Here is a 12,842-nt window from a genome sequence, read left to right as displayed (position 1 = left end):
CATAGGCTACAACTATCATTCAATAGAAACAAAAACTTTTACAATGGCTAATAAGTGTTGGTAAAACCAAGTCACTTTAGCTATAGAATGACAAAAAAGGTTTGCATTAGCCAAATTTTTAGTTGAAGTAGCATAAGAGGTTAAAGGAAAAGCTTTGTGTTAATGGATTCATTTCAGGTATAGTATAGATAATACCACAATACTTATAAAATGGATCATGTTGTTAATGCGTATAATAGACTTGACACTCCTATAGTCAGGGGAGAAGGGGCATATCTTTTTGATAAAGATGGTAAAAAATATTTAGATTTTGCTGCAGGTATTTCTACAACTTCTTTAGGGCATTGTCATCCATACATTACAGATAAGCTGAAAGAGCAATCGAGCTCATTATGGCACTGCTCTAACATTTTCACTATTCCCGAGCAAGAAAGGCTTGCCGAGCGTTTAACAACCCTTACTTTTGCAGATAAAGTTTTTTTCTGCTCAAGTGGGCTTGAAGCAACAGAAGCTGCAATTAAGTTTATTCGTCGTTACTTTTATTCAAAAGGGCAAGCAAAACGTAATCGTATTATTACAATTGAAGGAGGCTTTCATGGCCGCAGTATTGCTGCAATTTCTGCTGGAGGCAATGAAAAATCACGCGAAGGTTTTGCTCCGCTCCTTTCTGGTTTTGATAAAGTGCCAAGAAATGACATTAAAGCATTAGAAGAAAAAATCAACAATGAAATAGCTGCTGTATTTTTAGAGCCCATACAAAGCGAAGGTGGAGTATATCCACTAGACGTAGAATATCTTCAAAAAGTAAGGGAAATAACAAAAGCTCAAGGAATAATTTTGTGCTTTGATGAAGTGCAGTGCGGATATGGACGCATCGGTTCTTTATTTCATTATCAAAATGTCGGCATTGAACCTGATATGCTAACCTGTGCAAAAGCTATGGGTAACGGTTTTCCTTTAGCTGCATGTTTAGTGAAAGATTATATAGCAGAAGCAATCACTCCAGGAACTCATGGATCAACCTATGGTGGCAATCCACTTGCCATGACTGTTGGTAATGCAGTGCTCGATATAATGCTAAAAGAAGGCTTTTTTGATCATGTTAAAAAAATTAGTAAAGATTTAAAAGAAAAGCTGTTGCTTTTAGCTAAAGAATTTCCTGAGATGATTTTAGAAGTTCGTGGAGAAGGGTTACTAATGGGAATAGAACTAGCAACTCCTGTAGCTGATAAAATTATTAGTCGATCTCTTGATAAAGGTTTAATAATAACTAGGGTTTTAAACAACAAAGTAGTAAGGGTAACCCCACCACTTATCATTGAGGATGAGCATGTGAACGCAGCGTGTAATATGCTTTATGATTTGTTTTTTAAGATTAAAGGTATATAAAATTCGGCAATATAAATTCAGGCTTGCAAATGCCTCTCATAACATGTAAAATTAATTTTATTTTTTATCACAATAACATCGTACTTTAATGGATTGGTTATTGGTCTTAGTATCATCAGCAATTTTTGTTTTGTTAGTTTTATCGTTTTTGTTCTCAGGAGCAGAAATAGGCTTAACCTCAATTAGCCGTTCTCGAGTTAATAAGCTAAAGCTAGACGGTAACAAAAAAGCCAGGGTAATAGATCGCTTATTAAATAGGAAAGAATTGACAATAGGAACGGTATTGCTCGGCAATACAATTATTAATATTACTTGCTCTGCTTTATTTACAGCAATATTTATCAATCTTTTTGGAAATGAGGGCATTCTCCTATCAACAATTATAATGACATTTTGTATTTTATTGTTCTGCGAAGTTCTACCAAAAACTTATGCTATTCAAAATCCTGAAAAATTTGCATCATTTTCTGCTTATTTTGTATTGTTTTTTGTAAAGATTTTTTCTCCATTGACACTAGGTATTCAATTTATTGTTAACCTCATCCTAAAATTATGTGGGCTGCATAAAGATAAGGAAGTGATATCTGCAGCGGATGCAATGCGTAATATGATTACTCTTCACCGCAGTGAAGGAACTATGTTGCAACAGGATTTAGATATGCTAAGCAGCATACTTGATTTGGCTGAGACAGAGATATCACAAATTATGACCCATAGAAGAAACCTATTTTCTCTTGATATAGATCGGAATAAAGAAGAGTTAATAAGAGAGATTTTAACCAGCAGTCACAGTAGAGTACCTTTATGGCAGAAGGAACCAGATAACATTGTAGGTGTAATTCACGTGAAAGCTCTAATAAATGCTTTGCGTGAAAAGAATAATAAAGCGGAAGAAGTTGACATTACCCAAGTTATGTCAAGGCCTTGGTTCATACCAGAAAGTACACCGCTCAGCGTGCAACTTCACAACTTCCGTAAGAACAGGAAACACCTTGCATTTGTTATTGATGAGTATGGAGCACTGCAGGGAATTGTAACTCTTGAGGATATACTGGAAGAAATAGTTGGAGAAATTTCGGATGAACATGATTTGATTACGGAGAATTTTATAAAGAAAATATCTGATAATATGTATCACATAGAAGGAAAATCTACTATTAGGGACATTAACAGGCAGTTATACTGGAATCTCCCTGATGAAGAAGCTACAACTCTAGCAGGTATGATTGTAAATGAAATAGAGCGCATTCCTGACGAAGGCGAGGAGTTTTCCATGTATGGTTTTCGCTTTAAGATTTTAAAAAAAGATAAAAATATTATTACTGTTGTTGAAGTGCAAGTAAAAACTGGTAATATTAGTGGCAGCAATTAATTAGTGGAGTTTCATGGAAGATACAGTAAAAATAACGGCTGAAGAGTTGAAGGGTTACATAGAGAGAATCGAAAAACTTGAACAAGAAAAGAGGGATGTGCAAGATCACATTCGTGATGTATATGCAAAAGCCGCAGATGAAGGTTGGGATATAAAAGTGATGAAACAAATTATTAGGCTGAGGAAGATGGATGATGATGACAGAGAGGAACAAGAAATATTGCTTGATACCTATAAACGTGCATTGGGAATGAGCTACGAAGAAGAGTTAAGTGAATAGCAGAATTGTAATTGGAATAAGTGGAGCATCTGGTTCTATTTACGGTGTGCGTATTTTAGAAGCGTTGAAAGACGTCGATTATGAAACTCATTTAGTGATAAGTCGTGCTGGGAAAATAACTTTAGCTCACGAGATTAAAGAAAAACTTGAAGATATTACATCGCTTGCAGATTTTTACTATTCTGAAGAAAAGATTGGAGAAAAAATAGCAAGTGGCTCATTTAAAACCTCAGGGATGATTGTAGCACCATGCTCTATGAAGACAATGTCTGAAATCGCATCAGGTGTTACTTCCAATCTATTGACAAGGACTGCAGATGTAACGCTAAAAGAAAGAAGAAAGTTAGTTCTTATGGTGCGAGAGTCACCACTGCATCTTGGGCATTTACAAAATATGTTAAAATTAACGGAGATGGGAGCAATTATTGCTCCACCAGTGCCTGCTTTTTATATTAAACCGAAATCGTTGGATGATATTATTAATCATTCTGTTGGCAAAGTATTGGATTTATTTGATATCAAATTACCCGACTTTAAGGAGTGGCAAGGAAGTGACAATTATTATTGATGGTAAAAAAATAGCAAACGACCTATGTGAGAGGCTATCACAAAAAATTGATATTTTAAAGAGAGAGTATAACATTTTTCCTTGCCTGAAAGTAATTCTCGTGGGCAGCAATCCAGCAAGTCAGGTTTATGTTCGCAACAAACAGAAAAAAGCAGAATCAATAGGCATAAGTTCTGAGACCATTGTTTTGCCTGATAATATTTCAGAAGATGAATTAATTGAAAAAATCAATGAATTAAATGAAGATCCATCTGTGCATGGCATTTTAGTGCAATTGCCTTTACCAAATCATATTAGTGCAAGCAGAGTAATTAACACAGTAAGTGTTGAAAAAGATGTAGATGGCTTTCATGATGAAAACGTTGGCAAATTAGTTAAAGGTGAAAAAAACTGCCTTATACCTTGCACTCCTAAAGGTTCTTTGCATTTAATTAAGTCAATTGAAGAGAACCTTTCCGGTAAAAACGCAGTGGTAATTGGTAGGTCAAATATCGTGGGCAAGCCAATGTTTTACCTGCTATTGCAAGAAAACTGCACTGTCACCATCTTGCATTCACAAAGCAAGGATTTAGCTGAATATTGCTCTAAAGCGGATATAGTAGTTGCAGCAGTCGGAAAGCCAAATTTTGTTCAAGCAGACTGGATAAAGAAAGGTGCAATAGTGATCGATGTTGGCATAAATAGCGTTAACGTAGGAAAGCTTGTAGGTGATGTTGACTTTGAGGGAATAAAATGGAAAGCCAAAGCTATGACCCCAGTACCCGGGGGCGTTGGCCCAATGACCATTGCATTTCTAATGATGAACACTGTTATTGCTGCTTGCTTGCAAAAGGGAGTTGATGCTTCTGATTTCATTAGTTGAGGTATGAAGAGGAAAGCTATATGAAGATAGAATGTACCATATCACAATTAATAAAAAATTGAGATTTTTGAAATTCCTCAGTAGTCAAATTTATTAAATATTTAGGATCATCATCTATTCTTTTTTCTCTACAAGTATAGCTAAAGTGGCTTAGGTTTACCTACAATTTGAAAAACAACAAATTCGTCATTCCGCTACTCGTTAGCGGAATCTATGCTGAGATACCGCGGCGGTATGACGTAGGGAAACCTTTCTTGGGTTAGCTATAGTTAGTGGAATTGCAAAGTTTCTAGGCATAAAAAGCTTTGAACCTAATATATGAGCCAAACTTGATTTTCCAACCGTAGATACACCTGTAATAAAAATAATAGTCTTCATTTTGTGAATTTACTTGCTATATGAACTATCGGAGAAATTTTTTTATAGTTTATAGTATCTGACCTTACCCAGAAAAAGTGGAGAGAAAGTTTGGAATGTTTTTCACAAAGAGAATGATGAATCAAAATGCTCAGGAATGCAATAGTTAATAGTGACGTTGTTTGTTATAAAAAATTTCTATATATTCAAATATAGCAGTTTTGATATGCTGTTTAGAGTGCCGAGAGGTGTCTATTGGTAACTCCCTTTTTAGAGAACTGAAGAAGCTTTCCACAACAGAATTGTCGTAACAACAGCCTTTATTACTCATCTATATTCTTTACAGCTAAGAGATATTGATACCCTTGCGCAGTATATTGTGAACCTTGGTCACTGTGCAGCAGTAGATTTTTAACAGGTTTACGCCTATTAATGGCCATTAATAAAGAGTTCATAACCAATTGTTTATTTATTGCACTACTCATTAACTACCATACGTGAGAATTATTGCTGCCAAATATAGCCATCCCTCCTTGGTTTTGATGTAAGTAATCCCATACTTTATTTGGTTGATCAACAATAAAGTTTTGATCTAGTATATTGGGAGCTACAGCTCTATTATCTGTTTGTTGTTTTTTAATTTTAAACTTTCTTCTCAGTATAGCCCTGATGTCATTTTTCTGCATAATACTTTGCACCGTTTTCAAATTGCAACTTTTACCCAAAGCCTTCAATTCAGCATGAATTTTAGGAGCTCCATATCTACATTTAGAAACTTGATATATTTTTTGAATAGCTTCGAGTAGCTCTTTATTTGCTGATTCTCTACTGCTTATTTTTCTTGTGGTCCACTTATAGTAGCCACTAGCAGAAAATCCTACATAATTCCTGTACTTTATAGCAGTTACTATATAAAAAAATATTTTACTCTTTTTGACTGGCCAGGGCTTTTTTTAAAATGTCTCTTTCTCTTGTTACTTTTGCTAACTCTTTCTGTAAATCAAATCTCTCTTTGTCATAAGGTGCTACATCTGGAAATGCATTTGCCGCTGACTTTTTTTCGTTATATTTCTTCATCCATTTTCCTAATACACTATCCCTTATTCCTAGATCTCTTGCTACTTTTGCAACTGGTTGACCTACCTTTCTTTGTTCATTTGCCAGTTTAACAGCTTCCAATTTGAATTCTGCTGTATATTCTCTTACCATTTCTAATCCTCCAAAATTTTATTTTACCCGAAAAAACTCCTTTCTTTCTCTCCACTTTTTCTGGGTAAGGTCACTCTATTTATAGTACAGATGAAGAGAATTGGATTTATATACCAGTGCCGAAAATAGTTGACAAAGATTGTGTATACTTATTACAATTGTTTGGGTACCAGAAGTTTTTACGGCAACAAAGTATGCACTAACTATAAGTAAGGAAGACTTTAAGCAGGCAATAAAAAAAATGAAGGAACGTTTAAAAGAGATTAAAGGAGAGAAGAAAAAGGTAAAAGGGAATACGGCAGAAAATGAATCTTATTACAAATAGCATAAAGGGCTTTTATTCTAGTGTTAAATCGGACCTAGATTGGCAAGCCAAACGTAGTCTTATTAGGACATTAGTAAAAGAAGTCAACATTGATCTTGATAAAGTAGATGTAGTATTTAAGATCAAAGAACTTGAAAACCCCGCCCAGAATGGACAAAATCAAAAGATGGTACATTGTCTAAGGGGTCTGGGCACTGGGATGACATCTTTTTTCTTGGTACAAATTACTCTTATGTCTCAATATTTGTACAGTTGTGTTATCGGCCGTTTGATGTTTACAACGCAGGAAGTTCATACGGTTGTAAGTCAAGCGGTAGGATGACAAGATTTTGCAAGGGTATTTTTTTTATAGGAGATTAATATGGAAATTTTTCTTGATAGCGTTGATTTAAATGAAATTAAAGAACTAAAGGAGTTCATTGACGGCATAACAACTAATCCTTCTTTAATAGCAAAGTCCGGGCGTAAAGATAAATACGAGGATTTAGTGCGTGAAATATGCTCTATTATAAAAGGGCCTGTTAGTGTTGAAGTTGTTGCAGATAGCCATGAAGAGATGATCACAGAAGGTCTGAATTTAGCAAAAATTGCTGATAATGTTGTGATCAAATTACCTCTTATACATGAAGGATTAATTTCTTGTAAAAAGTTATGGACAGAGCATAAAATACCTGTTAACATCACATTATGTTTTTCTCCTGGACAAGCACTGCTTGCCGCTAAGGTCGGTGCTTGTTTTATTTCCCCCTTTGTTGGTCGCCTTGATGATATAAGCTATGATGGCTTATCGCTAATAGAAGATATATGTACTATATATTCTAATTACGGTTTTGATACTAAAGTTCTTGTTGCATCAGTGAGAAGCCCAGCGCATGTAATAGAAGCTGCAAGGCTTGGTGCTGATTCAATTACTGTGCCAGCAAAAGTACTTAGACAATTAATTAATCACCCACTTACTGACCAAGGGCTAGCAATATTTGAAAAAGACTGGGGTGTAAAATAATAAACGGTTACAAATGAACATAAAAATTGGCGTATCCGTTCAGGCAATGGCGTCAACTTAAGAGCCTCCATTAGCAAACTCTCCTAAAGACATGATGGCGTTTGGGCTTATCTACCTTATCGCGGCTATACAATCGTCCTGGTCGGATTTTAACTTTAGCGCGTATACTTAAAAAGGGCTTGAAAGTTTTTTGGCGCAATAAGTACCTGATAGAGTTTCTGCCTCATTACACCAAATAAAACTGAAAAATTTAAACGATACTCAGCAATTTGATCTGGATTCCAAGGCCCTTGTGCATCACACATATGAAGCGACAATATATTACACATGACTAAGTTTGCCCAAAATTCTTGTAATACAGCCTCTAAATTTACGCCAGAAAAATTCTCTAATTCTGCACCTATTTTGAGTCGTTTATAGCACTCCTCTATATGCCACCTTAACACATAAGCTTTGCTGATATCTTCCAAAGTAAATTTTACTCGGTCAAAAAGTGAAGTAATCAATACCTCTGTTTCTCCGTTGGCTAATGTCAGCACTATAACTCTTACTTTCTGTCCTTTCATTTTATTTTTTAGCTTTTCATTTTCTAATATAAAATCGAAATCTAATTCTCCAGCGTTCCCATAGCTTGCTATAATTTCTTTTTTGCAAGCGAAAAATAAAATCTACTTCCAAATCATAATGCTGCTGAATGAATTTTACTGAAGGATAACCACGATCATAGATAAATAATAATTTCTTTTGATTTAATGAACGCATTTGAGTGATAACTTCGGGTAATTGCTCTTCCGCCAACGTTTGTTCACCTATATTCCAAGCCGCAAGACGAGCACTACAAATCAGCGAAGTACACAAATCAACAAACAAATTGCCAATGGTGCCTGTTGTTCCATTTGGTTTAAAGCGGCCAAACTCGGATACAATTTCCTCAGAGCTGGGTAATCTCATACCAGAACCATCTGCTGCAATAAGTCTATAGCCTCTCCAACTCAGGTTCATCCTGATAGGCTGTTTGGATGCTTAAATTCTTGAAAGCCTGTATGGCAAATCTTATACCTTGCTTTAGAAAAAGCTTGCTTTGAGGGTACATGTCAATGGCTCCATAAGTTCACATTCTATTCCCAAACTTTTTTTAACTAACTTTAAAATCATAGAAAATACTGTCGAAAAAGGAAGTTTTCTTGTTCGTGTAAAACTCAACACAATGGATTCTCTGAAAAGCTTTCGAGTATATTATATTTTTAATTTGTAGAATAAAATTTTTTCCTTTTTGCATGTTTCACCTAAAAAGGACACATTTTAAACTTCTTTGTTGAAATAAAATAGAAACAAAAGTGCTGTTTCCTGCGGCTTCTGGATAATTTAATGGTAAAAGTTTTAGAGAGAAATTTTATACACTATCGCTGATATTTTTCCTTAAGTTGACGCCATTGTCCGTTCAGGCAATGGCGTCAACTTAAGAGCCTTCATTAGCAAACTCTCCTAAAGACATGATGGCGTTTGCTACCTTATTGCGGCTGCCCTGGTCGAATTTTAACTTTATAGCTAACCCAAGAAAGGTTTCCCTACATCATACCGCCGAGGCGCTAACGAGTAGCGGAATGACGAATTTGTTGTTTTTCAAATTGTAGGTAAACCTAAAGCTATAGAAAAAAAGAAGAACCAGTTTCTTAGTTTTTCATTGACATAATCCACTCCATATGCCATAATAAAATTTTATATCTTGGAGAAGGAAATGACATTAAGGTTAATACTACAAGAAGTCAACAGTAGTCCAGATCTGAGTAAGGAAAATTTAATTGATAGAATTAAAGATAAGCTGCAGCAGGAAAATCAACTTATATATGATGAGTGGAAAAAAAACGAATTTGATATAAATTACACGTTTATAGTGCTCAAGTGCAATTTATTACTTATAGCAGCTGAAAATGGCTATGAAAAAGTAGTAAGATACTTAACAAAAAACGGAGCTAATGTTAATGTACAAGATGAATGGGAAAAAACCTCCTTACATTATTCTGCTCAGCATGGGCATGCACAAGTAGTAGAAGTTTTGCTAGAAGAAGGAGCAGACGTTAATGCACAAAATGAAGATAAAGGGACTCCTTTGCATTATGCTGCTTATAGTGGTCATATAGAAGTAGTAAAACATCTTATAAAAAAAGAGGCAGATGTTAATGTAGTGGACAGATATGGAAGAAGTCCTTTACATTATGCTGCTGAGAATGGATACACACAAGTAGTAGAAGTTTTGCTAGAAGAGGGAGCAGACGTTAATGCACAAGATAAAGACGGAAGAACTCCTTTATATTATGCTGTTTATTACACTCATGGTGAACATCCAAGACTAAATTATCAACATCCAAAAGTAGCGAAACTTCTGCTAAATTATGGTGCAGATCCATCATTTATTCATAGACCTAAAGCTATAACAGCAGGAATTACTGTAGGTATATTAGCTGCCATTGTTGCTCCATTAGCACTCATTTATGCTACTGCATTACCTGCACTAGCAATAGTTGGAATTACTGTGGCATCTGCACTGATCGTTGGTGGAATTTCCTATGGGGTTGCATATAAGTCATCAGAGCATTCATTAAACAGTAAGCTAAGTGAGGTTAGATGCAGTAACATAGGTGGACAGACTACAGCTCCTAATTCACCACAGTAACCGCACCATGGCAGTGTTTGTATTTCTTTCCGGAGTTGCAAGGACATTTGTCGTTTCTTGAGACTTTGGGAAGTCTGCTATTTCTCGCAGAATGTAACCTATTGCCTATCTCTTGGTTGTCTGCCAACTTAAAGTGTGCTAAGCGATGAATGGTGAGTTCCTTCCATTTTTCAAGCATTGACTCAAACATCAAGAAAGCTTCGCGTTTAAATTCATTCAGTGGATCTTTCTGCCCCATGGCACGTAAGCTTATGCTTTGTCTTAGGCTCTCTAGAACTGAAAGGTGTTCCCTCCATAAATGATCAAGTGTCATTATCATCATTTGCTTCACGATCGTATTCCACAAATCTGTAGTGTGCTGACTGTTGAAATATTTTTCTTTCTCAGTAAAAAATTCTTGTATCTTATCATTTATATAATTCAAAGCTTCTTGTTTATTCAAAAACTTTGCTAAATCTTCTTTATCAAGCGTTATTCCATACCTTGTATGGAATTCTTTGGCTATATCTTCAACATAATCTTCGTAATAGCCACTTTGGATTATACCTTCTACTACGCTCTCATTTACTTCGCTATATACTTCAAACAAATCATTGATTTCATTGCCTAAGATATTGTTTCTCTGCTTAAAAATAACTTTACGTTGGTTGTTGATTACGTCATCAAACTTAAGCAAAGACTTCCGCACATCATAGTTTCTAGCTTCAACTTTCTTTTGCGCCTTCTCAAGTGCCTTATTGATCCATGGATGATGAATAGCTTCGTTATTCTTTAACCCTACTTTTTGTAAAAAGCTTCTCATTCTATCAGAACCAAATATTCTCATTAGGTCATCTTCAAGTGATAAAAAGAACTTAGAAAGTCCAGGATCACCCTGACGGCCAGAACGGCCGCGTAATTGATCATCTATTCTCCTGCTTTCATGTCTTTCGGTTCCAACCACGCATAAACCACCAGCTTTTATAGCAATTTCCTTATCTTTTTTTACTCTTTTGACTATTTCTTGGTATTTTTTTTCTTTTTCATCAGCATTTTTTATCTTCTTTAGCTCTACCTTTGCGATCATTTCAGCATTTCCACCGAGTTGAATATCAGTTCCACGCCCTGCCATGTTAGTTGCTATAGTGATACTACCTGGCACCCCAGCTTGCGCTATTATGTACGCCTCTTGTTCATGATAACGAGCATTCAATACTGAATGCTTAAGAGAATGGCTTTGCAAAAGCGCAGAAAGCTTCTCAGAGTTTTCGATGCTCACCGTGCCAACAAGTACCGGTTGAAGGCGCTTGTGGCATTCTTCTATAAACTTCAACACAGCATTAAATTTTTCCTTTTCTGTACCGTAAATTTCATCATCAATATCAACTCTTTTTACAGGTACATTGGTTGGAATTTTTACTACATTTAATCTGTATATATCACGAAACTCTTCTGCCTCTGTTGCTGCTGTTCCCGTCATTCCGGAAAGTTTATTGTACATACGAAAGTAATTCTGAAATGTGACCGATGCTAAAGTTTGGTTTTCATGCTGAATTTCAAGATTCTCCTTCGCTTCAAGTGCCTGATGAAGACCATCGGAATATCTCCTGCCCTCCATCATACGCCCAGTAAATTCATCAATAATCACTACCTTTCCATCTTTCACTATATAATCCTTGTCAGCAGTGAACAGCTTATGCGCGCGCAATGCCTGGTCTATATAATGAGTCATTATCATGCTGTCAGTATCATAGAGCGAGGAATTTTCAGGAATGAGATTGTATGACCTAAGTAGTTCCTCCACTCGTGAAATACCATCTTCAGTCAAGAATACCGTTCTACCTTTTTCATCTACTTCATAATCATAGTCAACTAATTTGGTTACTATTTTATTGATATGCTTATATATCTGATTGTTTTCCTCAACCGGGCCAGAAATAATAAGCGGAGTGCGAGCTTCATCAATGAGTATTGAGTCCACTTCATCAACTATTCCGTAGTGAAAGCCTCTCTGAACCATGTCTTCTTGAGAAAATTTCATATTGTCTCGCAGGTAATCAAAGGCAAGCTCGTTATTTGTGGAATACACGATATCTGCACTGTAAGCCTCTTTCCTCTCTTCGTCTGTCAAGTTATTCGTAATAAACGCAACAGAAACCCCAAGAGAATTATATAATTTGCTCATCCACTCTGTGTCTCGTTTTGCAAGGTAGTCGTTAACAGTTACGACGTGTACGCCTTTCCCTTCTAAGGAATTTAGATATGCTGCTAAAGTTGCAACGAGTGTCTTTCCCTCTCCTGTTTTCATTTCTGATATCATGCCATTGTGGAGCACCATTCCACCAATCAGTTGAACATCAAAGTGCCTCATGTTAAGAAACCTTCGAGAGGCTTCACGCACAACTGCAAATGCAGGTACGAGAAGATCATTTAACGTTTTCCCATTTTTCAATTCTCGTTTGAATTCTTGAGTTTTACCAGCAAGCTCCTCATCAGATAAGCTCTGCATTTCTGTTTCTAATGCATTTATTTGCTGAACAATTTTCCTAAAGGATTTTATTATCTTCTTGTTTGTTGACCCAAATATCTTTCTTATAAAAAAGAATGACAACGTAAAAATGAAAAATATAAGAATGGCTGTCAAAATTAGCGGAGAATCTAGCATAAACTTAAGTAAAGTCTTATTTAATATGAGATTATATTACTAAATGCAGCCTACAGCAATTACATATTAGATTCGGGGAGTCTTTGGAAAGTCTTTTTTAAATCAAGAATTAAGAGTTTGCCAGGCAATTCCTACCCTCGAAGGCCTTTCTATCAACAC

10 protein-coding genes and 2 pseudogenes are annotated in these 12,842 nt (G+C 35.7%); 9 read left to right on the top strand and 3 right to left on the bottom strand.

What is annotated here, in order from left to right; all coding sequences use genetic code 11:
- Positions 1–210: 210 nt before the first annotated feature.
- From OPR28_RS01370 to folD, 5 genes are all read left to right on the top strand, one after another.
- Positions 211–1,389, top strand: a complete 1,179-nt coding sequence (locus OPR28_RS01370; RefSeq protein WP_038249924.1) for an aspartate aminotransferase family protein — start codon at positions 211–213, stop codon at positions 1,387–1,389.
- Positions 1,390–1,477: 88 nt separating this feature from the next.
- Entirely contained in the window at positions 1,478–2,761 is a 1,284-nt protein-coding gene (locus tag OPR28_RS01365; RefSeq protein ID WP_007549013.1) for an HlyC/CorC family transporter, read from the top strand.
- Positions 2,762–2,774: 13 nt separating this feature from the next.
- On the top strand, positions 2,775–3,041 hold the full coding sequence (locus tag OPR28_RS01360; RefSeq protein ID WP_010082293.1) for a DUF2312 domain-containing protein: 267 nt from the start codon (positions 2,775–2,777) through the stop codon (positions 3,039–3,041).
- On the top strand, positions 3,034–3,609 hold the full coding sequence (locus OPR28_RS01355) for a UbiX family flavin prenyltransferase (RefSeq protein WP_038249916.1): 576 nt from the start codon (positions 3,034–3,036) through the stop codon (positions 3,607–3,609). The genes OPR28_RS01360 and OPR28_RS01355 overlap by 8 nt, the downstream gene beginning before the upstream one ends.
- Positions 3,593–4,471, top strand: a complete 879-nt coding sequence (gene folD / locus OPR28_RS01350) for a bifunctional methylenetetrahydrofolate dehydrogenase/methenyltetrahydrofolate cyclohydrolase FolD (RefSeq protein WP_265023334.1) — start codon at positions 3,593–3,595, stop codon at positions 4,469–4,471. Before OPR28_RS01355 ends, folD begins: the two co-directional genes overlap by 17 nt.
- Before the next feature lie 480 nt (positions 4,472–4,951).
- On the opposite strand, the pseudogene OPR28_RS07085 reads toward folD, so the two are convergent.
- A pseudogene (locus tag OPR28_RS07085) lies at positions 4,952–6,037 on the bottom strand (IS3 family transposase).
- 139 nt (positions 6,038–6,176) lie between these two features.
- On the opposite strand from OPR28_RS07085, the gene OPR28_RS01325 reads away from it, so the two are divergent.
- Genes OPR28_RS01325 through fsa form a run of 3 tightly spaced genes read left to right on the top strand, consistent with a single transcriptional unit; the run spans position 6,177 to position 7,365 of the window.
- The gene (locus OPR28_RS01325) at positions 6,177–6,362 is read left to right on the top strand and encodes a hypothetical protein (protein ID WP_006280029.1); all 186 of its coding nucleotides are present in this window, start codon (positions 6,177–6,179) and stop codon (positions 6,360–6,362) included.
- On the top strand, positions 6,343–6,684 hold the full coding sequence (locus tag OPR28_RS01320) for a hypothetical protein (protein ID WP_065095098.1): 342 nt from the start codon (positions 6,343–6,345) through the stop codon (positions 6,682–6,684). Before OPR28_RS01325 ends, OPR28_RS01320 begins: the two co-directional genes overlap by 20 nt.
- A 39-nt stretch (positions 6,685–6,723) precedes the next feature.
- The gene (gene fsa, locus OPR28_RS01315; RefSeq protein ID WP_155968460.1) at positions 6,724–7,365 is read left to right on the top strand and encodes a fructose-6-phosphate aldolase; all 642 of its coding nucleotides are present in this window, start codon (positions 6,724–6,726) and stop codon (positions 7,363–7,365) included.
- Positions 7,366–7,435: 70 nt separating this feature from the next.
- On the opposite strand, the pseudogene OPR28_RS01310 reads toward fsa, so the two are convergent.
- A pseudogene (locus tag OPR28_RS01310) lies at positions 7,436–8,644 on the bottom strand (IS4 family transposase).
- Positions 8,645–9,103: 459 nt separating this feature from the next.
- On the opposite strand from OPR28_RS01310, the gene OPR28_RS01305 reads away from it, so the two are divergent.
- Positions 9,104–10,039, top strand: a complete 936-nt coding sequence (locus tag OPR28_RS01305; RefSeq protein ID WP_265023333.1) for an ankyrin repeat domain-containing protein — start codon at positions 9,104–9,106, stop codon at positions 10,037–10,039.
- Here the strand turns inward: OPR28_RS01305 and secA are convergent.
- The gene (gene secA / locus OPR28_RS01300; protein WP_265023332.1) at positions 10,023–12,683 is read right to left on the bottom strand and encodes a preprotein translocase subunit SecA; all 2,661 of its coding nucleotides are present in this window, start codon (positions 12,681–12,683) and stop codon (positions 10,023–10,025) included. The genes OPR28_RS01305 and secA overlap by 17 nt on opposite strands.
- Positions 12,684–12,842 lie beyond the last annotated feature (159 nt).

This window comes from Wolbachia endosymbiont (group A) of Epistrophe grossularia (assembly GCF_947251435.1).
GTDB lineage: Bacteria > Pseudomonadota > Alphaproteobacteria > Rickettsiales > Anaplasmataceae > Wolbachia > Wolbachia pipientis.
This window is presented reverse-complemented; position numbering and strand designations above follow the sequence as displayed.

Coding starts and splice junctions, on each gene's coding strand:
- secA (WP_265023332.1), bottom strand. CDS start 12,683: ATGCTAGATTCTCCGCTAATTTTGACAGCCATTCTTATATTTTTCATT.
- OPR28_RS01365 (WP_007549013.1), top strand. CDS start 1,478: ATGGATTGGTTATTGGTCTTAGTATCATCAGCAATTTTTGTTTTGTTA.
- OPR28_RS01370 (WP_038249924.1), top strand. CDS start 211: ATGGATCATGTTGTTAATGCGTATAATAGACTTGACACTCCTATAGTC.
- OPR28_RS01320 (WP_065095098.1), top strand. CDS start 6,343: ATGAATCTTATTACAAATAGCATAAAGGGCTTTTATTCTAGTGTTAAA.
- fsa (WP_155968460.1), top strand. CDS start 6,724: ATGGAAATTTTTCTTGATAGCGTTGATTTAAATGAAATTAAAGAACTA.
- OPR28_RS01360 (WP_010082293.1), top strand. CDS start 2,775: ATGGAAGATACAGTAAAAATAACGGCTGAAGAGTTGAAGGGTTACATA.
- OPR28_RS01305 (WP_265023333.1), top strand. CDS start 9,104: ATGACATTAAGGTTAATACTACAAGAAGTCAACAGTAGTCCAGATCTG.